12 protein-coding genes and 1 riboswitch are annotated in these 25,254 nt (G+C 37.7%); of the genes, 4 read left to right on the top strand and 8 right to left on the bottom strand.

Features of this window, described 5'->3' with window-relative positions:
- Positions 1-817: 817 nt before the first annotated feature.
- The 4 genes from ACIQXJ_RS22755 to hutH form a co-directional block, all read right to left on the bottom strand.
- Positions 818-2,674, bottom strand: coding sequence for an SLC13 family permease (locus tag ACIQXJ_RS22755; RefSeq protein WP_403057830.1), 1,857 nt, complete (start codon positions 2,672-2,674; stop codon positions 818-820).
- A gap of 143 nt (positions 2,675-2,817) precedes the next feature.
- The gene (gene hutI / locus ACIQXJ_RS22750; RefSeq protein WP_403057833.1) at positions 2,818-4,086 is read right to left on the bottom strand and encodes an imidazolonepropionase; all 1,269 of its coding nucleotides are present in this window, start codon (positions 4,084-4,086) and stop codon (positions 2,818-2,820) included.
- Positions 4,083-5,753: a urocanate hydratase gene (hutU, locus tag ACIQXJ_RS22745; protein WP_403057836.1), complete on the bottom strand. Its 1,671-nt coding sequence runs from the start codon at positions 5,751-5,753 to the stop codon at positions 4,083-4,085. Before hutU ends, hutI begins: the two co-directional genes overlap by 4 nt.
- Before the next feature lie 19 nt (positions 5,754-5,772).
- Entirely contained in the window at positions 5,773-7,287 is a 1,515-nt protein-coding gene (hutH, locus tag ACIQXJ_RS22740; protein ID WP_403057839.1) for a histidine ammonia-lyase, read from the bottom strand.
- A gap of 205 nt (positions 7,288-7,492) precedes the next feature.
- On the opposite strand from hutH, the gene ACIQXJ_RS22735 reads away from it, so the two are divergent.
- From ACIQXJ_RS22735 to ACIQXJ_RS22725, 3 genes are all read left to right on the top strand, one after another.
- Positions 7,493-8,956, top strand: coding sequence for a helix-turn-helix domain-containing protein (locus ACIQXJ_RS22735; protein ID WP_403057842.1), 1,464 nt, complete (start codon positions 7,493-7,495; stop codon positions 8,954-8,956).
- A gap of 335 nt (positions 8,957-9,291) precedes the next feature.
- The gene (locus ACIQXJ_RS22730; RefSeq protein WP_401014022.1) at positions 9,292-10,809 is read left to right on the top strand and encodes a catalase; all 1,518 of its coding nucleotides are present in this window, start codon (positions 9,292-9,294) and stop codon (positions 10,807-10,809) included.
- A gap of 525 nt (positions 10,810-11,334) precedes the next feature.
- Positions 11,335-13,020, top strand: coding sequence for a methyl-accepting chemotaxis protein (locus ACIQXJ_RS22725; protein ID WP_403057845.1), 1,686 nt, complete (start codon positions 11,335-11,337; stop codon positions 13,018-13,020).
- 244 nt (positions 13,021-13,264) lie between these two features.
- On the opposite strand, the gene thiC is transcribed toward ACIQXJ_RS22725, so the two are convergent.
- The 3 genes from thiC to ACIQXJ_RS22710 all read right to left on the bottom strand — a co-directional run bounded on the left by thiC (position 13,265) and on the right by ACIQXJ_RS22710 (position 18,631).
- Positions 13,265-15,043, bottom strand: coding sequence for a phosphomethylpyrimidine synthase ThiC (gene thiC, locus ACIQXJ_RS22720; RefSeq protein ID WP_403057848.1), 1,779 nt, complete (start codon positions 15,041-15,043; stop codon positions 13,265-13,267).
- A 148-nt stretch (positions 15,044-15,191) separates the two neighbouring features.
- A riboswitch (TPP riboswitch) is annotated at positions 15,192-15,306 on the bottom strand.
- A 47-nt stretch (positions 15,307-15,353) separates the two neighbouring features.
- On the bottom strand, positions 15,354-16,283 hold the full coding sequence (locus ACIQXJ_RS22715; protein WP_403057851.1) for an AEC family transporter: 930 nt from the start codon (positions 16,281-16,283) through the stop codon (positions 15,354-15,356).
- Between the two features lie 245 nt (positions 16,284-16,528).
- Complete coding sequence (locus ACIQXJ_RS22710; RefSeq protein ID WP_403057854.1) at positions 16,529-18,631, bottom strand: methyl-accepting chemotaxis protein; 2,103 nt, start codon at positions 18,629-18,631, stop codon at positions 16,529-16,531.
- 394 nt (positions 18,632-19,025) lie between these two features.
- On the opposite strand from ACIQXJ_RS22710, the gene ACIQXJ_RS22705 reads away from it, so the two are divergent.
- Positions 19,026-20,330, top strand: a complete 1,305-nt coding sequence (locus ACIQXJ_RS22705; RefSeq protein ID WP_403057857.1) for a hypothetical protein — start codon at positions 19,026-19,028, stop codon at positions 20,328-20,330.
- Positions 20,331-20,431: 101 nt separating this feature from the next.
- Here ACIQXJ_RS22705 and ACIQXJ_RS22700 read toward each other — a convergent pair whose 3' ends face one another.
- Positions 20,432-24,682: an S-layer homology domain-containing protein gene (locus ACIQXJ_RS22700; protein ID WP_403057859.1), complete on the bottom strand. Its 4,251-nt coding sequence runs from the start codon at positions 24,680-24,682 to the stop codon at positions 20,432-20,434.
- Positions 24,683-25,254 lie beyond the last annotated feature (572 nt).

Here is a 25,254-nt window from a genome sequence, read left to right as displayed (position 1 = left end):
TCCAAAATTTTGTTTCGTTCACTAACATATGTTAGTTAGTAAAAACTATATTGATTACGTTTTGCTTGTTCAGTTTTCAAGGTTCATTTCGTTGCATTTTATTTTCAGCAACTTTTATATAATAACATTTTCGATATTCTTTGTCAACAACTTTTTTGAGATGTTTTCTCTTTTCAGAAGCGACAACTTTTATATCTTACCACTATGCGATGTTGATGTCAACACTTTTTGTGATGTTATTTAAAGTTTGTAGTACTTAATGTTGAGTCGTCTTAGCGACAATTAATAATTTATCACGATTCTACAATCTATGCAAGTGTTTTTCTACAAAAAATATTAATTTATAAAAAAAACTTCATTAGTAAGCTATTAACAGTATCATTGTTTTTTAAGTTTACATGAGAACCTTCCTATATATAAGTATTTGTATATTTGTAATCTACTTACACGTTGGAGCATGTGATTACCGCATGAATAAGGACATCTACACAATATATAAAGGATATGTTCGTAAAATAAAAAAAGCATCAAGGAGATGTTCATATCTAGTTATTCATAATATATTTTGAATAACTTTTTTCGTTCAGATTACTTCCTCATGTTTTCTAAAACAGGTTCGTATAAAAAATCTCACCATCACTTAGCTATTCCCATACCATTTTCGATTTCTCTTCTACTGAAATAGCCATTCATTCTTTTATATCATTTTACTTTTTTCAAACATTCGCTGTTTGCTGTCCACTGTGGCATAGCAAAAGCCACAGCGTACAGCATATACTCAGATCACCAATGTCTGAAATTCAGCAAAACATAAAATTTAAAACGGAAAGAAGAATGGAACTGCTAGCATCATTACAATAAACATAACAACTTGTAATGGTACGCCAATCTTTACAAAATCCATAAATTTATAGCCGCCCGCCGTCATAACAAGTGCGTTGGTCGGAGAGGCTATTGGCGTGGCAAACGCCATACTCGCTGCTACAGCTACACCAATCATAAATGTAGTAGGATTTGCATCCATTGCAATCGCTGCATTCATAGCAATTGGCGCAAACAGAACAGCAGTTGCCGTATTACTAATAAATTGGCCAAAAATTACTGTTAATAAATATATCCCTATCAGCACCCCATAAGGACCGTAGCTACCGAGAGCATCGATAATACCATCTGATAAAATAACCATTCCGCCTGTTTTCTCTAGTGCGGTTGCCATTGGAAGCATCGCTGCGACGAGCACAATACTTTCAAAATTCATATTACTATACGCATCTTCCATATTTCGCAAACAGCCCGTTATAATCATCAAAACTGCTCCTACCATAACGGAAATCACAGCCGGAAAAACTTCAAACGCCATTAATCCAATCATCAACAACATAATGACGCCCGCTATACCAGCCTTACCAGTAGCTGCCGCAACACTCGCATGTTCCTTCGGCTGACCAACTACAACAACATCCTGTGTCTCTCTAGCAAGCACTAATATTTCATCCCATGCACCTTGCACTAAAATGGCATCCCCAAATTTCAACTTATGCTTAACCATATCCTGTAGCTTATAGCCCCCTCTATGGTTAATACCAATAATATTGAGATTGTACTTTTCACGGAATCCAAGTGAACTTACTGTTTCATTAATAAAACTAGAATTGGGTGTTAAGAGTACCTCCGCAATACCAAGGTGCTTTGTTACTAATTCATCTGCCTCATTCTCTGTTAATTCCTGCATCACTAAGCCATAATCTGCAGCCAAGCAAGCAATATCCTCTTCCTCACCTTGTACATAGAGTTCATCTAAGGCATGTATAACACTTGTTGGACCCGCCATTTCTTGATAAGTCATAGGAAGTAAATTGATACCATCCTGTGATTTACGTTGAATTTTCATCATACAGAGGGCGTATTTTGCAGGAAGCTTTAATTCCGCTAGTGATATGCCGATAATCGTAGAATCTTCAGGCACAAACATTTTAAACAGTCGATTGTTTAAATCATATTGTTTAACAATTTTCTTTGGTGAGAGCTTGTAACCAGTAGATGTTTGTGTTCTATTTTTATCATGTGGTAACAATATATTGCGCACGAGCACCAAATATAAAATCCCTGCAATCATCCCAACAATGCCAATGGGTGTTACCTCAAAAAAACCTAGCTTCTGATAGCCACGATCGACTAAAAGCTGACTGACAATTAAATTTGGTGGAGATGCAATTAACGTCATTAGCCCCGATAGACTAGCTACATAAGAAAGTGGTAGCAAAAACTTTGAAGGACTTTCCTTCATACTTATTGCAATACTAACAACAATAGGCATCATTAAGGCGACTGTCCCCGTATTACTCATAAAGGCACCTACAGAGCCTACAATAATGAGCAATAATACGAATAGCTTTAACTCACTATTACCCGACCATTTCATTAATAATTGTCCAGCCATTGCCGCAAGCCCTGTACGCAATATACCCGCGCCAACAACAAAAAGTCCCGCGATCATAAGAACAACTGAATTTGAAAAGCCTGCTAAAGCTTCCGCAGGTGTTAAAATATCAGCGATAACAAATGCGAGAAGTGACACGATAGCAACAAAATCAGCGCGCACTCGATTTGTCATAAATGCAAAAATCGTCATTCCTAAAATAAGAAATGTTAATGTAAGCTGCACGTTAAACATTCCCTTCTATCTATAGTAACAACTATATTCTATACGAAAAAAAGCATAAATAACGGATCTCTCCCTATTTATGCTTTTTCTGTAATATTTAATTTGTAAATAAATGCACAATTACTATTAACTTTGCATCGAATATCTTGCTACTATAAAAGAATGCCCTCACGTACTACGACTTGCCCTTTTTTAATAACCGTATGCGTATGATTCATACCATAAAAATATTGTAATTGCTTGTAATTAGCAACGTCCAATATGATGACGTCAGCTTGCTTCCCCACTTCTAGTGTACCAATTTCATGCCCTCTGTTAAGTGCATAAGCAGCATTAATCGTCGTAGCAGTTAACACTTCCTCTAATGTCAACCCCATATGCATACAAGCTAAATTCATAATAAATGGCAAACTCATTGTCGGAGATGAGCCTGGATTAAAGTCTGTTGATATAGCTACAGGTACCCCTTCATCAATCATCAAACGCCCTCTCGCAAATGGCGCGCGCAAGAAGAAGGCAGTTCCAGGTAGCAATACCGCAATCGTACCAGCTGTAGCCATATTTCGTATTCCTTCATCAGAGGCTACTAACAAATGCTCTGCCGAGATGGCTCCCACTTCAGCAGCTAACTCCGCTCCATTATAAGGCTCTATTTCATCAGCATGTATTTTCGGTGTCAGTCCAAGCGCTTTGCCAGCCTCTAAAATACGTCGGGATTGCGCTGGAGTAAATACCCCTTTTTCACAAAATACATCGTTAAATTCTGCGAGCTTTAGTTCTGCCACTTTTGGTAACATATTATGAATAACAACATCGACAAATTCATCTTCACGACCTTTAAAATCGCGCGGCACTGCATGTGCGCCCATAAAAGTACTGATGACGTCTACAGCATGTGTGTCTTGTAGCTTTTTCGCTACCTCCAATTGTTTCTTTTCCGTTTCCCAATCCAAACCGTAGCCCGATTTTGCCTCAACGGTTGTAACACCATGCTTTAAAAATACATCTAAATGTTGCATCGTCTTTTCATATAACGCTTCAAAACTTGTTTCTCGTGTTCGCTTTGTCGTAGCATGAATGCCGCCACCAGCATTCATAATCTCCATATAAGCGGAACCGTTAAGTCGCATATTAAATTCCTGCTCACGTGTACCACCATGTACTAAATGCGTATGACAATCCACCAAACCAGGCATCACAATCTTCCCAGTGGCATCAATAACATCGGCTGCCTCTACTAAATGTGGGAAATCTATAGCTAACTGCTCATAAGATCCAACAGCGACTATACGATTTTCTTGTAACAGCACACTGCCATTTTCTATTACTGCAATCTCTCGCATTTGTTCTTTTATTCGAGGACCTTGTACTTTGTTTTTTAACGTAATGACTTCATTCGCATTTTTAATCAAAATCGTCATTTCACATCATCCTTTAACATCGGCATGCGGACACCTTTGTTCTTTGCCGTATTAATAGCAATTTCATAGCCTGCATCAGCATGGCGCACAATGCCCATTCCTGGGTCGGAAATCAACACGCGTGCAATTTTCTCAGCTGCTAGCGTTGAGCCATCCGCTACTAACACCTGACCTGCATGCTGAGAATACCCCATTCCTACGCCTCCGCCATGATGGACACTTACCCAGCTCGCTCCACTTGCCGTATTGACAAGTGCATTTAAAATCGGCCAATCTGATACAGCATCTGACCCATCAAGCATTCCTTCTGTTTCACGATTTGGCGATGCCACAGAGCCAGAATCTAAGTGGTCGCGACCAAAAACAATTGGTGCAGATAACTCACCATTCGCTACCATTTCATTGACCTTCAATGCAAAGCGATGACGATCACCATAGCCTAACCAGCAAATACGTGCAGGTAGCCCTTGCCATTTCACCATTTTTTGCGCCATATCGATCCAATTGACAAGCCCTTCATCTTCCGCAAACATTTCTTTTGCTAAAGCATCTGTTTTATAAATATCTTCTGGGTTCCCCGAAAGGGCTGCCCAACGGAATGGCCCCTTACCTTCACAGAACAAAGGACGAATATATGCTGGCACAAAGCCTGGGAAGTCGAAGGCATTCGTGACACCCATCTCTTTAGCATAAGCACGAATGTTATTACCATAATCAAATACTTCCGCACCTGCCTGTTGAAATTCAAGCATTGTACGAACATGCTCTGCCATCGTTTCTTTTGCCTTTTGTTCATATGTTTTAACATCATTTTTACGTAATTGTAACGCTTCTTCAAAGGTCATCCCATTCGGTACATAACCATTAATCGGGTCATGTGCAGATGTTTGGTCTGTCACAAAATCCGGAATAATCCCTCGGTTCAGTAGCTCCCGATTAATATCCGCGCAGTTGCCGACAAGTCCAATAGACGCAGGCTCCTGCTGATCACGTAATTTATTGACTAACGCAATTGCCTCATCTACTGTCTCAACAAGATAATCACAGTAACCTTCTTTTATCTTACGTTCAATGCGCGCACGTTCCACCTCAACGACTAAAATGACTGCACCAGCCATTTTCCCCGCTAAAGGCTGTGCACCACTCATGCCACCCATACCGCCAGTAAGAATGAATTTACCGCGTAAATCAGCAGTACCAAACACTTTCTTCCCAGCCTCTACAAACGATAAATATGTTCCTTGTAAAATCCCTTGAGCACCAATATAAATCCAGCTACCAGCTGTCATTTGACCATACATCATTAAATCGCGGTCTTCTAGCTCGTAGAAATGCTCCCAATTCGACCATGCAGGCACTAAGTTTGAATTGGCTAATAAGACGCGCGGTGCATGTTCATGTGTACGGAATACAGCTACCGGCTTTCCTGATTGAATAAGAAGTGTTTCATCATTCTCTAATTCTTTTAAAGAGGCTATGATTTGTTCGTAGCTTTGCCAGTTCCGTGCTGCTTTACCTATACCTCCATATACGATGAGCTCATCAGGGTTTTCTGCAACTTCAGGATCCAGATTATTCATCAGCATGCGCATTGCCGCCTCTTGTGTCCATCCTTTACAAGAGAGCGCTGTTCCCCTTGGTGCACGAATCGTTGTTGGTGTTTTCATACTGCCATCCCCTTTGCTTTTATTTTGCTAACATTACTAAATCATCACTTGCCAATAAGTACTTCGCTAATGCTTCAATTTCATCGCCGATAGGTTGATCTGCTAATAATGGTGGACAGAATTCACGTACTTTTTCTAAATACGTTCTTGTTGTCGGAGATAATTGCTCTTCTGCCTTGTCTAAATGAATAGCTTGCGAAGCACAAATCATTTCTATCGCAATCACCCGTGCAGCATTGTGTACAATTTGTCGCACTTGTCGAGCGGATGTTGTTCCCATGCTGACATGGTCTTCCTGATTCCCTGATGTGGGAATAGAATCCACGCTTGAAGGATGTGCCAGCACCTTATTTTCAGATACAATCGATGCAGCGGTATATTGTGCAATCATAAGCCCACATTCAATACCAGGATTTGTTGCTAAAAATGGTGGTAAACCATCATTAAGCTGAGGATTAACCATACGCTCTGTGCGTCGTTCCGAAATATTAGCCCATTCACTAACCCCAACTTTTAAAAAGTCCATCGCTAACGCTATTGGCTGGCCATGGAAATGACCTCCTGATACAACTTCTCCATTTTCTAAAACAATAGGATTGTCTGTTGTAGCATTCATTTCAGTTTGTACACGTTGCTCGGCATAGAAAAACGACTGCCAAGAAGCACCATGTACTTGTGGAATACATCGAAGTGAATACGCATCCTGCATCCGAACTTCTCCCTGCTTCGTCACGCGTTTACTACCATCAAGCCATTTCCGAATACGCCCACCTACAAGCTCTAATTCTGGATGTGGTCTTACAGCTAAAAGTGCAGGATCAAATGCATTGGTAATACCTTTTAACGCCTCTAACGATAGACTCGCCGCCATATCTGCAGCAAGCCCAATACGCTCTGCCTCATTCAATGTCAAAGCACCGATTCCTGTCATTGCTTGTGTACCGTTTACAAGTGCTAAACCTTCCTTCGCTTGTAGTCTTACAGCTGATAAGCCTGCTCTTTGTAACGCGACACCACCCGCCATAAGCTCCCCGTTGAACTCCGCTTTTCCTTCACCTACAAGCACTAATGCTAAATGTGATAACGGCGCTAAATCTCCACTTGCTCCAACCGAACCCTGCGATGGAACGATTGGATGTACACCTTTATTGATGCAGTCTAGTAATAGTTGCAATGTTTCTTGGCGAATACCTGAAAAACCACGTGCTAATGCATTCGCGCGTAAAATCATCATTGCACGCACAACCTCAGTTGGAAGTGGCTCTCCAACACCTGTTGCATCCGAGCGCAATAAATTCAACTGTAATAACTCAATATCCGATTCTTCAATTTGTATATTACTTAGTTTGCCAAACCCTGTGTTAACCCCATAGATTACATGCCCTTCAGCTAAACGTTTTTCAATCCGTTCCCTACTTAATTGAACACGTTTCGTACTTTCAGCACACAGTGCAACCGTAGCCTGACCTCTCACGATTTCCTCAACTTGTTGTCTCGTTAACGTATTGCCATCAAGTTCGATGATTTTTTGCATACGATATCCCCCTATTCTTAACAGCATATGTAAATTAAAGAGTAAAAAAATAGAATTTCTCTATATCCATTGTACAAACTACCTTTTTCAGAAAATATAGAATTTTAAAAGAGAAAATAGGAATTATTTCAGATTTTTATGTTATTTTTATTAATATAATCGTAATAATTTACGAAACTAGAATATTTTAAGAAAGGCGGATTCCATGCGACTGTTATTAATTGATCGAGATCTTACAGAACTGTCAGGCATACGATGGTTTTTACATACGTACTTTCCTGGCGATTTATCAATTGAGATGTGTACCACTATTTCCGAGGCCACAAAGAGTATCCAACAATTTGCGCCAGAGGTCATTTTATTAAATATTGATTTGCTGCCTAATAATCGTTTAACAGCCCTTTATAGTCTTTTACAAAAGCATCCTGGCAAAATACTTGCGATAACGACAGAGCCATTATTTAAAAACGCATTAAAAGCAATAGATTTACAGGTGGCACATCTTTTTGTAAAACCAATTGATTTAGAAGTGTTGAAACAGAAACTCACTGCTATTTCTCTTCATACACCTCAAATACAAAAAGTGAGTCCTGATGCTAAAGACGAATCTTTTTACTATCAATTATTTTTAGAAAGTACAACAAGCCCATTAACAACAAATATCCAGTTCACGATGATTGAACCTGAGCATTCAGAAACATTAAATAAATTGTACATATGGCTCCAACAAACACCTATTTTTTATCAAATGAGCATTTATCCATTATCAGATACAATTATCTGCTTGTTTCAAACAAGCGATTTAAAAATTATTGAAAAGGATATTCGTACATTACTAAAAGAATGGCAAATGACTAATAATGGTGCTCTAAATATAGGGATTTATGATGGTAAGCCAACAACTTTAAAAGAAATGTATGCTTTAACAAAACGTGCCCTTCTTCAAAGTTTTTACGAAGGCTTTGGCCATATTTTTTATGCAACTAAACAATATCAAACACAGCCACTAGATCCTTTACTCACACCAGAGGAACAACAGCTACTTATTAAGAGTTTAGAGGAAGGTAATATCGAGGCAGTAAAAGCATTTTTATATCGATTATCAAATGGAAGTATTTATTACGAACAAGATGATTTACGCATTCATCTAACAAGTGTATTAGCACAAATTCGCCGCTTTATGTTGAAATATAAACTTCATGAGAAAGCTGCTATTGAACAAAACTATCGTCAGCTTTTTCATTTAATTATTGAACACCCGATATTCTATACAATTCTCAATGGCATTATTTTATTCACACAAAGACTTATTGAATTGGCAAGAGAGGCTCGAATGGAGAAAAAAGCAGACTATGTAGAATTAGCTTTAGATATAATCGACCATCAATACCATAACAGCGAATTATCATTACCTTTTATCGCCCAAAAGTTAGGTATTAGTCCCAATTATTTAAGTACTATATTTGCAAAGAAGCAAGGCCAGCCATTTAAACGCTATTTACAACAGGTTCGTATTCAAAATTCGACCAAAATGCTTATTGAAACGGATTTTGCAATTAGTGAAATCGCACTTTTAAATGGCTTTGACGATCCGAATTATTTTAGTAAATTATTTAAACAGCTAATAGGGACTACACCTAATCGCTATCGTAAAGGTTGGAAGATCTAATGAGAGTGCGTTCTATATTGATTTTCAATTAGACCATTCTATTTTCAATATAAATAGTAAAACAAAAGAAATTACTATACTTCCCACAGCTTAAGACTTATATAATAGTAAATCTCAAATTCCTCCAAAACGACTGAAAACACTATACAAATAGTGAAAAAGCTCTAAAAAACTATGCATATTTTTAGAGAAACATGCATATATTTATACTTTATATCTTGCAAGATAAATTCTTTAACAATAATTATTATAATGTACTAGAAATTCTATTTTATATTTGTTATAGTTATTTACGAGGAGTTTGACTCACAATATTTTTCAGGAGGTAAACTAATATGACAAACGCAAATGATCGTAGCCGTCGTTTTACAACAGCAGGTGGTGCTCCAGTAGTAAGCAACCACGACTCTATGTCAGCAGGTCCTCGTGGTCCTCTTTTACTTCAAGATGTATGGTTAGTTGAAAAATTAGCAAACTTCAACCGTGAAGTTATACCTGAACGTCGTATGCACGCAAAGGGTTCTGGAGCATTCGGCACATTTACTGTTACGCATGATATTTCTCAATATACGAAAGCAAAAATCTTCTCTGAGATTGGGAAGCAAACGCCAATGTTCGCTCGTTTCTCAACTGTAGCGGGGGAACGCGGGGCTGCAGATGCAGAGCGCGATATTCGTGGTTTTGCACTTAAATTCTATACTGAAGAAGGTAACTGGGACTTAGTTGGTAACAACACACCTGTATTCTTCTTCCGTGATCCGTTACACTTCACAGATTTAAACCATGTAGTTAAGCGTGACCCACGTACTAATATGAAAAACGCAAATTCTAACTGGGATTTCTGGACTTTATTACCTGAAGCGTTACACCAAATTACAATTGTTATGTCTGACCGTGGTATTCCAACAGGTTACCGCAATATGCATGGTTTCGGTTCTCACACATACAGCTTTATCAATGCTCAAAACGAGCGTGTATGGGTGAAATTCCACTTCCGCACAGAACAGGGCATTAAAAACCTAACTGGTGCCGAAGCAGCTGAAATTATTGGTAAAGACCGTGAATCATCACAACGTGACTTGTACGAAGCAATTGAAAAAGGCGATTTCCCTAAATGGAAAATGTACATTCAAGTTATGACAGAACAACAAGCTCGTGAATTACCTTATAACCCATTCGATTTAACAAAAGTTTGGTATAAAAAAGATTTCCCACTAATTCCAGTTGGTGAATTCGAGTTAAATAAAAACCCTGATAACTACTTTGCAGAAGTAGAACAATCATCGTTTGCACCCTCTAACATTGTGCCTGGTATCAGCTACTCTCCAGACAAAATGTTACAAGCACGTATTTTTGCTTACGCAGATGCAGCTCGCTATCGCTTAGGTGTAAACCACCACATGCTACCTGTAAACGCACCAAAATGCCCATTCCGTTCATTCCACCGCGATGGCGCTATGCGTTTTGATGGTAACCTTGGTTCTACTTTAAGTTACGAACCAAACAGCTATGGTGAATGGGAGCATAATTTAGACTATAAAGAGCCACCATTACGTATTGATGGTCATGCTGATATCCACGACTTCCGTGAAGATGACAATAATTACTTCGAGCAACCGGGTAAATTATTCCGTCTTTTATCTGCGGAAGAGCAACAACGCTTATTCGAAAATACAGCGAACGATATGGCTACTGTTGAAGAATTCATTAAACGTCGTCACATCCTACACTGCTATCTAGCTGATCCTGCATACGGTGAAGGTGTAGCAAAAGCGATGGGTCTTTCATTAGATGGAATGAATCTTTCAAACCCATATGTAAAACAAGAAGTAAAACAAGTAGCAAACATTTAATATTCCACTTTATTGATATCCAATATTGCTTGCCGTCACTGGCAGGTAGACAAAAGGTAGCGAGAATTAACTTCTCGATGCCTTTTGTCATTTTTACTGCGTTTAATTGCTCGTCCCTTTGAATTTTCCCAATAAGCTTTATAACAAGCAGCTATAATGGAAGACTATCTTACATATTTTAATCTTCCTTCGTTCTAAAGCTTTCTCATCTGTTACAAAAAACAGATACTGTAATATTCCGTTTACTATTCAGTTGATTGGAGCCAAGTGCCACCATTCGTTCTGGAAGGTATCTCCCCCACTCACTAACAATGTATCACAGTGGAATTCAACGATTAAATTCACCTATAGTTATTGTCCTTTTTGATTCGTAAATCTCCCATTGTCATATAGGTGTTTTTAACAACATTTATTTCTATCGATAAATTCCACAACTTCGTATTATTTTCATACTCTAAATAACGATAAGATATCCTGACATTGTTGCGTACTGATACAACAAAACTGGAATGGAGGAAAAGAACGATGTCTATCAGAAAAAAACTCTATATTGGATTTGGTACCATTATTCTTTTACTACTAAGTATCTCCTCAATATCCTACTACCGACTGAATAACATCGATAAATTGAATGAAGAAATATTTGAAAACCGTGTAAATAAACTTATACAAATCGATAAAATTCTTATCGCTGTTGCTTTGCAAGGAAACTATCTTCGTTCATATATGCTAGAACCAGATGACCTAACAATACAAAAGCTCGAGGAGCAAGAACAAATAATCCAAGCTAAAATAACAGAGCTTGAAAAAATATTTACTAGCCAAACGACACAACAGCAAATGGAAATTATTAAAACGAACCAAGCCATTTTTGAAAATGCAGCATTAGAGATAATCAATACATATAACCCAGATGATGTACAATCTGCTATCGATATTCTTAGGGCAAGAGCACATCCTGCAAGAGAGACAATTCAACAAGCAATTCATGAGATTGCCATTTATGAAGAGGAACAAATACAACTAGCCCGTGCTGAGTCGTCAAGAGCAGAAGCTCTAAGCTCAAATATCATCCTAATCCTCGCTGCTATTTCTATAATTCTTTCCTTTATAATTACGTTCATTATGACAAGAGCTATTACAATTCCCGTTAATAAACTAGCCACAGCTGCAAATGTAATTGCTAGCGGAGATCTACGACAGGAAGATGTAGAAGTAAAAACAAAAGATGAAATTCGAAATTTGGCTGATTCATTTAATGTCATGAAAACTAATTTGCGCTCACTTATTGATAATGTCGCAAAAAATATTGAGTACACTACTTCTAGCTCTGAAGAATTATCGGCAAGTACAGAGGAAGTTTCCCTTACTTCTAGAGATATTGCAAAACGCATAGAAATTATGGCTGAGGACGGTAACCAAGCTGTCGCTACTGGACAGGATACCTCTACCGCCATGGACGAAACAGCTCGTGGTGTCCAACGCATCGCTGAAGCAACACAAATGCTACATTCAAAGGCGGTTGATACACAAACTGTTGCAGATAATGGTGAGAAAATGTTGCAAACGACTGAAAATCAGATGATGGTCATTCAGCAATCATCAGATAAGACAAACGAACTCATTAAACAGTTAAGTACACAATCGGCTGAAATTGAAAATATTACGAAAGTTATTACCGATATTACCGATCAAACCAACCTACTTGCACTTAATGCAGCCATCGAAGCCGCACGTGCAGGCGAACACGGACAAGGCTTTGCAGTCGTTGCCGATGAGGTACGTCAGCTAGCTGAAGAGTCAAAAATATCCGCCAATCAAATTATCAATTTAACTACAAATATTCAGCAAAACACTAGAGAAGTAGAAAAAGCTGTTAGCGTCACAGTGCAAAAAGTTGATGAAGGCGTTACATACATTCATAATGCACAATCTGCTTTTAATAAAATAATGGACGCAATTGAACATATGGCATCTGAAATTGAAGACGTTTCAGCTTCCACACAGCAAATTTCTGCCGCTACTGAAGAGGTTGCTGCATCGGTCAATGAAATGTCATCTGTGGCAAAAAATGCGGCACAACAATCCGAATTGATAGCTGCGGCAATTAAAGAGCAAACATCAATCATTCAAGATGTTAACGCTGTCGCAAAATCATTAAGCGATGAGGCAACCACCCTTCAAGAAGAGATAAATAAATTTAAAGTCTAATAGCCAGCAAAAAAATAAAAAGTGTTAGATTGACTGCAATCAATCTAACACTTTTTGCTGTGAACATCGTTGTTCGCCACAGCGGCTGTTTCCGCTCTTCCTACTGTAAGCTGCAACTCGCTTGTAAGCGGTTTGTTGCGTCTTACATTCTGTGCAGTCACCGCATCCGCTACCGTCAACTATTGCGTTCTTGTTCCATTCTCATTACTTAAGTGAAAACTTACTTAAAGGCCTCTGTTCTTTATCATTGATACAGTCTGCTACCAGTATCTTTAAACTCTTTTGCCTTTTCCTGCATCCCTTGATGGATAGCTTCTGTCGTATTTAAATCGTTTTCTTTAGCATAGTTACGAATATCTTGAGAAATTCTCATACTGCAAAACTTAGGACCACACATCGAGCAAAAATGTGCCGTTTTCGCTCCTTCTGCAGGTAATGTTTCATCGTGGTATTCTACAGCTCGTTCTGGATCTAACGATAAATTAAATTGATCTCGCCAACGAAACTCAAAGCGAGCCTTCGAAAGAGCGTCATCTCGCTGCTGTGCACCAGGATGACCTTTAGCTAAATCCGCTGCATGTGCTGCAATTTTATATGTGATAACACCTACACGTACATCTTCTCGATTTGGTAACCCTAAATGTTCCTTCGGTGTTACATAGCACAGCATGGCTGTTCCAAACCAGCCAATCATTGCAGCGCCAATAGCAGATGTAATATGATCATAGCCAGGTGCAATATCCGTTGTTAGAGGACCCAATGTATAAAATGGTGCCTCTTTACAAACTTCTAATTGCTTGTCCATATTTTCCTTAATAAGATGCATTGGCACGTGCCCAGGTCCCTCTACCATCACTTGTACATCATGCTTCCAGGCAATTTGTGTTAACTCCCCTAGCGTTTCAAGCTCTGCGAACTGTGCCTCATCATTGGCATCGGCAATTGAACCAGGACGTAAACCATCCCCTAACGAAAAGGCAACATCATACGTTTTCATAATTTCACAAATTTCTTCAAAATGAGTATATAAGAAATTTTCTTGATGATGGAATAGACACCACTGTGCCATAATTGAGCCTCCACGCGATACAATGCCCGTTACACGATTAGCTGTAAGCGGTACATATCGCAGCAACACACCTGCGTGAATTGTAAAGTAATCAACCCCTTGTTCAGCTTGCTCGATTAGCGTGTCACGATACACCTCCCACGTTAAATCCTCAGCAACGCCATTTACCTTTTCAAGTGCCTGATAAATTGGCACTGTTCCAACAGGCACAGCAGCATTACGAATAATCCATTCGCGGGTTGTATGAATGTGCTTACCAGTAGATAAATCCATAATATTATCAGCACCCCATCGTGTTGCCCATGTCATTTTTTCAACTTCCTCTGCGATGGATGAAGTTACAGCTGAATTTCCAATATTGGCGTTAATTTTCACATGGAAGTTACGGCCGATAATCATCGGTTCCGCCTCCGGATGATTTATATTAGATGGCATTATAGCTCGCCCCGCAGCAATTTCTGCACGCACAAATTCTGGTTTTAAATTTTCACGAATCGCTACAAATTCCATTTCTGGAGTAATAATTCCTTGTCTTGCATAATGCAGCTGTGTCACATTACGGCCATTTTTCGCACGTAAAGGTTTGCGAGAAAGCTTTGGAAAAACATTTTCCTTTATGCGCGGGTCATCCGCATTACGAAACCCATTATCCTCTGGCTTAATGGTACGCCCCTCATATTCCTCTACATCGCCCCGTTCTTTCATCCACGCACTACGCAAAGCTGGTAAACCCTTTGTAATATCGACTTTGTAAGTTGGATCCGTATAAGGTCCACTCGTATCATAAACTCGTACAGGCGCATTATTCTCTTCACCAAAGCTACCCGTTGTGGGGCTTAGCTTAATTTCACGCATTGGCACTAATATATCTGGGCGTGATCCTTCTACATATACTTTTTTACTTCCGTCAAAGCTTGTCATAATGTTCATGTTTTTTTCGCTAACTGTTGTCATTTACTATTCCGCTCCCTTTTACGTAAATTATTAAAAGGACCGAATCTAGCCCACTCCAACAAGTAGTATTACAAATAAAAAGCCGAATCCAAAAAGTATTGGATCCGGCTGTACATGTAAGGTTACATTTATCGCAAAGTTCAAGGAGTGCGAAGTTCATTAACTTTCCCACGCTGGTATGAGCCAGATCAGGTCCAAAGGGTCAAGAAACCTCAATGCGTTTCCCTCTCAGCCCGACTCATCAGACTCCCCTAGTTAAGCTATTCAGTTTGATGCTAGTGTAACAGATATTCCTAATAGATGGAAGTCATTAAGTAAATAGTATTTCTGCCATATAAATTACGATTGTTACTGTAATACAGCTAACAATGGTTGAAAAAAGCACCGTTTGTGCAGCGGTTTCTGATCCTAAATCATATTCTAGGGCTAGACTCGAGCTATTACGTGAAGTTGGGAATGCACTCGCAATAAAGAGCGATTGGGCCACAACGCCATCTAAGCCGAGGACAAAAATTATCAACAATGCAACAGCTGGACCTACTACAAGTCGTGTAAAACAGCTAACAAACACCGTTCTATTAAACATTGATTTAATTTCAAGCTGAGATAGTTGCGCACCGAGCGTAATAAGAGCAACAGCGATAAACCCATCAGCAACGTGGTCAATTGGAATACGGATAAATTGAGGAATGCCAATATTACAGAAATTCATTGCCACACCTATAATGAGCGCATGAATAATCGGCATTTTCAGGAAATCCTTCACAATAGCCATACCTGATTTAGTTGAAGAAATTAAATTATATAAACCATATGTATAGGTCGTTACATTTTGAAAAATAACGAGAATAACTTGAATGGCCACCCCAATTGGCTGTGTCACAAAAATCATTTGTGCCACCGGAATGCCATAGTTACCAGAGTTAATGAGTACAACACTATTTTTAAATACCGCTGCTTCTGTTTTCTTTAAACCTAGCCCCTTCGCTATAAAATGACTAAGCACCATTTGACTCCCAATAAAGAGCACAATAAATAACGCCACTTCACCAAGCACCGATAGTTCCACACTCGTTTCATATAAATTTACAAACACAGCTGCTGGCATAAAACAGTATGTAATAAGCTGGGATAGTGCTTTTAAATTAAATTGAAATTTCCTTTGTAAAAACGCCCCAAGTACAAGCAACACCAAAATAGGGGCAACAATTTTAAAGAAAATCATACCCAGATACATCATGGAGGAGACCCCCTTTCATCTTTCTATAGTAAAACTGTTCCCAAACTGGGTCAATGCCCCTCCCCGCTCAACTGTTTACATAAAAAGAGACTGTCCTTGGAAAAGGACAGTCTCAACGTGTCTACAAAGGAAATCAAGAGGTTTTACCGGCGATTTCCTCTGGTTTATCGGCGATTCTCAAGGATTTAGTGGCGATTCCTGAAATCTACGATAATATAATTAGCCATAAAAATGCCCTAGCTTAATTATGCAAGTTTAAATCGATTCACGACTTCTTGTAGCTCTTTAGAAATTTGGTTCATATTATTAATTGATTCTGCAACCTTTTGCATTTCTGCCTGTTGATCCACAGCAGATGCACTTACTTGTTCAGCAGATGCTGCAGTTTCCTCTGAAACGGCAGAAATACTTTGAATCGCTGTAACTGCCTGATCTTTTTGCTCTAACATTTGTGAAAGATTTGACAATAGGTCATTAATTGCCGTTGCAATAGAATGAGAAAGCTCATTATTATTTTTAAAAGCTAGCTCTGTATTTTGCACTGATTCATTTTGAGCTTGCATCAAATCTGCATTTGAAGCAATAACAGACACTGTTTGCTTCGCGTCTTCTAGAATGCTAGTCACCGTTTTCTTAATAACTTCTGTTTCGTTTTTAGACTGTTCCGCTAGTTTACGGACTTCTTCCGCTACTACCGCAAAGCCTTTCCCATGCTCTCCTGCACGAGCAGCCTCAATACTTGCATTTAACGCTAGTAGGTTGGTTTGCTCCGTTACTCCTTGAATGGATACAATAATTTGGTTGATATTTCTGATATTGCTAGATAAAGATTCCATCTGATTTTGAATGCGGACATTCATTTCATTTGTTTCAGCATTTCGATCACGTAAGCCTTCAACTTCTTTCATGCCCTGCTCTGTAGAAGCTTTTGTTTTCATCGATAGCTCATCCATTTGCTTTGAAAGCATTGTAATGGCGTCAATTTGATCGGATAAATCAATCATTCGATAATTTGTTTCTTCAGTATCCTCCGATTGTTTCGAAGCACCTTGCGCAATTTCATTGATAGCTACAGATACTTCCTGATTAGAAGCGACAATTTCATTAAATGCTTCATTGACATCATCTGATGATTGATTAAGTAATGTTGAAGAATTTAATACCGTATATATGGCATCATTCGTTTTGTCCAGCATATTATTATAGGCTACTGCAACAGCACCAATTTCATCTGATTTTATAAATTTTTCATCTATTTTTTTAGTTAAATCGCCTTCTGCCGCCGTTTCAATAGATGCACGTAAAACTTTCAAAGGCTTTAACTGTTTAAAGATAAACATCGCACTGGCAGCAGCCATTAAAACTATCATAATGATTGCAGCTACAATCGTCACGATGAGAACCTTATTATACGTTTCTAGTATTTTGGATTTAGGTAAAACTAACTGCACTGACCATACTTCGTCAATGTTTTCTAACATCATTGGAGCAAAAGCGTTAAATGATTCTTCTCCAAGCTGCTTAGAGTCTACATACAGACTATCTAGATCCCCATTGTCCATGGATTGTTTAACACTTGTCCAATCAATAGCATCCTGCATATTTGTCCCATCTAGCTTTTCGTTAATGCTATTAACTGTTAACATACCTTGATTTGTAATAATTCCTGCATAACCACCATCAGGAGTAATGGATTCAGCTAATCCCTTTAAAAAATCAACAGATAAATCTGCCGTTAATACGCCAAAATTTTTACCTGAGGCATTAACTAGCGGTACTGCAATTGTCGTCATCGATATCGTTTTACCATTCACAGTATAATCATACGGCTCTGTTAGCACAGCACGACCTTCTTCTGTTGGTATACGATACCAGTCAGCAGCATCCGTTTTGTCAATTCCCTCTATAGCATTAGCAGAAGTATTGTTTCCATCTTTAGTTAAATAAGGTATGAAGCGATTTTTTTGATCTATTAATGCAGTGTCGATAGTTGGTCCAACTTTTACAGCGCCATTTTCAAGGACGGCACCTACACCAAGTAAATCCTCGTTTTTCATTAAATTAGTTTCCAGTATATCCATTACGCTTTCTGTTGAGAGCTCGTCATTTTTTTGCATTGCTTCAACTATACGTTTTGTCGTTTGTAATGTATCATTGGCTTTCTTAAACCGTTCGCTCATCTTCGCAGCAGATAATTCTGCGTTTTGAAGCGTTGCTTTTTCTGAATCACTGACACTCTGATTATGTAAAATAACACTTGTTACCAATGTATAAGCAATAAATAACACTAAAAATAATCCTAAAATTAAAGAAGAGAGTTTTAAAGCAATACTTTTTGGTTTTTTCATTACAAACACCTCCATTTTTATAAAATAATCATAATGTATGGACCTATGTATCACAACAATAAACACTCTTATTTTACCAAGTCAATTAAAATTTTCTAATAAAAATTCATGATTTCTAGACAATAAATTGATGCACTCACCCATTTTTACTAAAATTTGTTATAATTATATTAATTAACTACATTCCAAATGCCTATATATGAAAGCGAGCTATATCTAATAAAATCCCCCTTCACTTTATAACGTTAGAAGTTTTGAAAGCTCTTCTATTGGTAGTTAAGATATATTATACTATAAAAAACGACTGACCTTTTTACCTATTAACCTAAAATATGCATAAAAAATCCTTCAGCTATGATAAAATTAGTATTATTAAAATAGGAGGTTTGCCCGTATGAAACATAAAAAAAGCCTAGCCTTGCTTGCTCTAGTAGCCGTTCCATCACTTATTTATACAACACCTATAACGTCTGCATCAGCTGCCGATACCTCGACACATGCAAAGACGGCATACATATATAATAATTATTACTACTATAATTCCAACGTACGGAATGTTATACAGCTTATTTCAAATATTAATGATACATCATTTGCGTTTCAGGCTTACTTAGAGGCTGCAATCAAAGCCTACAATGCATTGACAGAAACTGAAAAACAATACGTAACAAATTACGAGACCCTATCAAATCACCAACAAACAAGAGTAAATTATCGTAGACTAGCCGCTCAAATTGAAGAAAAATTGGCTTCAGTCGATTCTACTTCTGTTAACTATTATCAAAACGTTATTGAAACGAGAGATTGGTACAACACATTAAATGCTGCACAAAAAACTTTTGTCAGCGCCGAAACACAAAAAATATTGACATCGTCGATTACACCAAATACTTCAATTGATAAAGTCGTAAATAAAATTCAACTATTAAACTCCTCTCGTCTTAGCTTCCATAAAGATGTGGCTGAAGCACGAGCAGAGTATAATGCATTAAGAAAATTCTCAAACGTTTCTTTGCCTACAGGTATTGAACAGCTTCTACTAGATGCTGAACACGTCGTTACGTTGGATAAAGCCGCTGCAAAAGAAGTCGAAAATGCCATTGCAGCTTTATCGCCGAAAACATCTACAACGCACGATGTACAAGCAGTAAAAACTGCCTTCGAAGCATTAACGCCTGTACAACAACAGCTTGTGCCAAATGTGTGGATATTAGTAGACTATGTAAAAGGAAAATATAAACTACCAGCTAAGGGCAATACGATCAAAACACCGGAATTATCTGACTCCGCGGCAGCACCAGGTAAAAATACGCTGATGTCGAAAAGTCGAAACACATATAAAGCAAAAATCAATGTTGCTGATTCTGAAAATGACAATGAACGCTTTGTATTAACTACGAAGGCGAATATGGTTGTCATCATTCCACCATTGAATACGCTCGTGAATGAAGATTTTGGCGTAATGGACATTCAGCTTACAAGAAATTTAAATCGTATTACGTTCCAAGCGGTATTAAATAAAATGCCTGCTAAATTCGAAGCAAATATCGAAATCATTTTAGAAAATATACCAGAGAATTCATCCATCGTTCAAATCAATGAATTTGGGGATCACGAGCCTGTTTCCTATACAGTCAATGGCAATCAATACATCATTGAAACACAAACATCTGGTACGTTTCAAATTGTTAGGAATTAAATAAGATGAATCCCCCACCCTAATGGGTGGGGGTATTTTTTTTTGTCCATGAAAAAAGACACTAGCCATTATAAATAGCTAGTGTCTTTACTAAATTTGATTTATTGTGTTCTAGGCTGAATTAATACATAATTTAAAGCTGCTGGATCTGTTGAAGCTTTTGCGTACACAATATTTCCATACTTATCTTTCGTGAACAGATAAATTCGTTGATCTTTCTGGAATATATTTGTTGAAGATGGGCTACCTGTTTGGATTGCTGTAAAGGTCTTCGCAGAACTTGCATCAGCAGGTGCTGTTATCTTACCTTTACCGTAAGAAACAATCGCTCCACCAGGAATATACGTAAGGTTATTACTATCTGCATTGGCAATAACATTTTGAATATTATCAAGTGATAAGTCATATCCGTCGTTCAGTACTGCGTAGTAATAGTGCTGATCCCATGTAATATCAGCATTCAGATTGGCAACAACCTGAACCTTCTTAGAAATATTTAAATTGCTTGGGAATTCCGTATCTGGTAATAATGTCGCAGACGTAATTGTATTCTCTTTTGTTGGATATTTGTATTCAGCTCTATCCTTACTAAATGTCCAGCCACCTTTATCCTTCGCGGTAGCATTTACGCTGATGTCAAAGCTTTGTTTTACTTCATCAGCAAACTTAATAATAAGCTTTCGAGATTCCCAATCGCTTGTACCCGTAATATCTAGCCAATTTGATGATGTGTAAGTTGGTGTAATAGCCGTTGTAGTACCTGGTTGAACTAATGTAAAGTCAAACCCTGTATCGATAGCCTCTGAAAATGTCACTTCAAATGTTTTACCATCAAGTCGTTTAAAGATTGGATCTTGAACTTTTGGTGGTGTTCCATCTGCGAAGAATGTATATTTCATCACACCATTACCATCCCCACCAGGAGTCAAGGTTACCGTTTTATTTTGCTTCTCATCAAATGTATAAACTTTTGATTCTGTCCCTTTTTGTAGCATTGTTACATTATTATAACGATCCTTTACAGCAACATATAGCTCATACTGTTGATGCGGCTCAAGCGTTAAAGAAATCTCATTTGTATCTTTACGCATGCTACTCGTAATTCCTTTAGCCATTACTTCTTCAGGAGTTGTTGGTCCAGGTGTTGAGTTGCCTACATTTCGAAGAACGTAGTAATACGAACCGTCCTCGTCTGACATAAATTTGAAAGTTGCTTTTCGATCCCCTTCTAATATTTTAATTGACGTATTGTCGATAACTGGTGGAGTACGGTCATCAATCACATGTTTTGTTTGAATATCTGAGACATTCCCTGAACGATCTCGCAATACCATATAAATCGAATAGCTCTTAAATGGATCTAAAGGTGGAATCGTATTAGGTAGCGGAATTGTCACCTTTTGTTTCCCTAACTGTGCTGGCTTATTACCGCCACTACCGATAATCGGTATATTAATGCCGCCTACATTAAATTCTTTTGAATTTAATTGCACAGCTTCGATTAATCGTAAACGATCATCACGTGTTAAATTTAAATCTGATTCCATAATTAAATAATGATATGTTCCTGCTTTTGTTGCATTGAATTCGACAAGTGTCTGATCTTTAGCATTGTTAATAGCAGGTTCACCGATTATTGTTAAATACGGCCACTCACCATCTTTATGAATATACTCTGCCGTATTGCGCGGAACACTATTCACTGGTGCATTGTTAATATTTTCGAATTCATTATCAGCTAAATCTTTTACATTTGGAGAAATCGTTACGACCAAGTTATCTCCATTCACAAAACCTGTTAAAGAAGGGATTGTGAAAGTTAATCTTTTTTGAGCTTTGTTATATACTACTTTTTCAGGGCGAATCGGTTTTTGTAATCCTTGGTTAACAATACCTGTCCCTGTCAGTTCATAGTTTTCCACTTTCTCAGCAGAAGTTAAATCTAATTCTTCACTTACTGTTACATAAAATTCATTTTTAATTTCATCTTGTAAAACGAGTTCTCCGCCAACAATGTATGGAGGAATATTATCTAAAGCACCTGTTTTGAACTCTTTAATCGCTTCTTTTGGAATTGGGTCGACTGAATAATTGCCTGACTCGTCCTTCATCACGACATAAAGTTGATACTCTTTTTCAGCGTCTAACCCTGTCAGTATTCCTCTAATCCCAAGTTCACCAGCAACTGCCTTCCCCTTACCAGTTGGGTTAGCTACAATATCTGCTGTTGTTGGATCTGCGGCAGTTGTTTTTTTACGCACATAATAGTAGTATTCTCCAGGTTCACTCGCTGTAAATGTAAATTCTGCACGTGTCCCGCCATGTAGAGGGTTTACCGCTAGCGATTTTACTACTGGTGGTGATGAATCTTTCATTTGGAATGACTGCGATTTAATGTCCGACGTATTTTTCGCTCCATCTACTACCATTACATAGACAACATATTCTTTTTTCTCACCTAAATTAGTTACTTTAAACGTGTTTTTGCCATTGACGGCTGAAGCTGTGCCACTTGCTACATTATCTGTAGATATACGATTGACCATCTCTCGTTTTGTTGGTGCTTCCGCATTTTTTTCACGAACAATATAGTAATACGTTCCCACTTTATCTGAAGTAAAGTCTACTTGAACATCACTACCATTCAATACGCTTACATTTGTAATATCGATTAACGGTTTTGTTTTATCTGCTGGCTTTTGATTGTCGATATCATCCTTATCGATTGGTTTACCATCTGGGTCTGTAATATTTCCTATGTTATCTTTATCATCTAAGAAATCATCAAAAATATTATTTGGTCCTTCGTCTTTTGGAAGGATTACTTTGTCGATATATGTGTAGTCACCAATATCAATCCAGCCATATGCATTATCTACATAAAGCGTACCTACACGACCATCTATATAAAGTTCTAAATCGGTATAGCTATTGTAATTAATCCAGTCAATATTGCTAGTTCCATATATCGTTAGCTTTGTTTCTGTATCCAAATTCAGCGTACCGATATTACCTTGAATCTCAAATTCACGTACGTTTCCAATAATATCTACACGAGGTAGCTTTTTATTTGTTTCAATTTTTGTACCACTTTGAGACACAACTAGACGTGATACAGTACTATTGTAAAATTCAATATGCTTTTCGACATTTTTCATCGTTACTTGATCTTTTGACCAGTTTTCAAAAGGTTTATTTTTATCTGGATTTTGATTTGAATCCGTCCAGTTTTGCAAATCGCTCGATGAGTTACTATTCGATGAACTTTCTCCTTCTTGCTTATCAGGATTAGACCAGTTAATAAATGAAAAATTATTGCTAGCTACACGGCCAATTGCTAATGGCTTATAGTAAGAAACATCTAAATGTAATGGTGGGCGTACCGTTTCGTTGACTAACATCGTGCCTGTTAATGTTACATTAGCAAATTCAATATAATTCCCATTTACAACGATTGTGCCACCAAAGGATTTATAGTCACCATCAAAATGTAAAAATCGTGAGCTCGTACCACTTGCATTCAACGTTAACTTTGCGACAGAATAAAGTGTTTTTCCTGAAAGGTCTCCCTCAATAAATGCACCTTTTAGTACATCTGCATTATATTCATTGAAAATATGTGAAAGGCTTTCTGGTACTGTATACGGTTCAGCATTTATGTAAACAATATCATCTTCAACACCAGTAATCTTATAAGTTGATGCATTGCTTTTTTTCGCTTGTGAACGAACAATAAAGGAAGCAATTTGTCCTCGTGTTACCGCATTGAATGGAGAGAATGTGACAGGTGTTGTTCCTTCTGTAATTTGTAAATCTACTAAAGTTTGAATATAGTAGGCATTACTCGTTTGGCTATTTACATCTTGGAAGCTATGGTTAAAATTTGATGCTACTTCGAATTTAAAGCCAAGCACTAAAATTTTAGCTAACTGTCCTCGCGTAATAACTTCATTTGGCATGAATGAACCACTTGCATAACCAGACATAATCCCTGCATTTTGCAATGCTGCTACATACTTATAATATTCATTGCTCTTTGGAACGTCTTTAAAATATGGATCTTGTACATTTTTTAAATCTAGCTTTAAAACCGTTGCCAGCATTTTTGCTGCTTGACCACGCGTTACATTTTGATTTGGTCGAAACGTTTTATCTGCAAACCCACTAATTGCACCTTGAGAGTATAATTTTAAAATATTGTCATAGTGACTTGAATATTGATTAATATCTACAAATGGTGAAGTAGCTGCTGCTACTTTTTGTGGTGGTGGTACGACAACAGCAATCCCGCTAGTAGCAAAAACAGTTGCAATAAGTGCTTTGTTCACTTTTTGGATTTTTGTTTTATCCATCTCACTCTTCCTTTCACATATAATTAATACGTAAAAATATCATTTTCATCATACCCTTTATATCGACAGGTAGATAGTGAACCTTCATAGTATTTCTAAAATAATGGAAGAAAGTCATATACAAAATAAAAAAGCCAAGAAGCATCGGTGCTTTCTTGGCTTTCCCAAAATATAGGCATACATCATATCATACTTGTTCTGTCATAAGGGAAAGGGGGATAACCTTAAGTCTTACCAAGTTGATCGAGAGATGTGTCCCGAGTTTACGTATCATTTACATCAATAGCTTGCCCAAATTATCGTTCTATTATTCAAATACCCATAATCTTAAAAGGTAAACATATTTACGATTAGATTTTTAATTTACGAAAGTTCTATAGGCGATTTATGGGCTCTTACAGGCGATTCATGTAATTTTACTGGCGATTTCCTCGAGGTTATTGGTGGTTTACCCACTAATACCCATCTAATTTCTAAATATTTTTACTTTTATTGTTATAGCGACATATAATTTTCTGATAAATTAATTTATAATAAAAATTAACATAGGCAATCCAATGTATCTTCTGTTA

The sequence above is a fragment of the Lysinibacillus sp. NPDC097868 genome, assembly GCF_044761135.1.
GTDB lineage: Bacteria > Bacillota > Bacilli > Bacillales_A > Planococcaceae > Lysinibacillus.
The sequence above is the reverse complement of the archived record's forward strand: the minus strand, read 5'-3'. Positions and strand labels throughout refer to the sequence as shown.

What these genes read in the sequence shown, in the direction of transcription:
- ACIQXJ_RS22755 (WP_403057830.1), bottom strand. Translation starts at nt 2,674, where the DNA reads ATGTTTAACGTGCAGCTTACATTAACATTTCTTATTTTAGGAATGACG.
- hutI (WP_403057833.1), bottom strand. Translation starts at nt 4,086, where the DNA reads ATGACGATTTTGATTAAAAATGCGAATGAAGTCATTACGTTAAAAAAC.
- hutU (WP_403057836.1), bottom strand. Translation starts at nt 5,753, where the DNA reads ATGAAAACACCAACAACGATTCGTGCACCAAGGGGAACAGCGCTCTCT.
- hutH (WP_403057839.1), bottom strand. Translation starts at nt 7,287, where the DNA reads ATGCAAAAAATCATCGAACTTGATGGCAATACGTTAACGAGACAACAA.
- ACIQXJ_RS22735 (WP_403057842.1), top strand. Translation starts at nt 7,493, where the DNA reads ATGCGACTGTTATTAATTGATCGAGATCTTACAGAACTGTCAGGCATA.
- ACIQXJ_RS22730 (WP_401014022.1), top strand. Translation starts at nt 9,292, where the DNA reads ATGACAAACGCAAATGATCGTAGCCGTCGTTTTACAACAGCAGGTGGT.
- ACIQXJ_RS22725 (WP_403057845.1), top strand. Translation starts at nt 11,335, where the DNA reads ATGTCTATCAGAAAAAAACTCTATATTGGATTTGGTACCATTATTCTT.
- thiC (WP_403057848.1), bottom strand. Translation starts at nt 15,043, where the DNA reads ATGACAACAGTTAGCGAAAAAAACATGAACATTATGACAAGCTTTGAC.
- ACIQXJ_RS22715 (WP_403057851.1), bottom strand. Translation starts at nt 16,283, where the DNA reads ATGATGTATCTGGGTATGATTTTCTTTAAAATTGTTGCCCCTATTTTG.
- ACIQXJ_RS22710 (WP_403057854.1), bottom strand. Translation starts at nt 18,631, where the DNA reads ATGAAAAAACCAAAAAGTATTGCTTTAAAACTCTCTTCTTTAATTTTA.
- ACIQXJ_RS22705 (WP_403057857.1), top strand. Translation starts at nt 19,026, where the DNA reads ATGAAACATAAAAAAAGCCTAGCCTTGCTTGCTCTAGTAGCCGTTCCA.
- ACIQXJ_RS22700 (WP_403057859.1), bottom strand. Translation starts at nt 24,682, where the DNA reads ATGGATAAAACAAAAATCCAAAAAGTGAACAAAGCACTTATTGCAACT.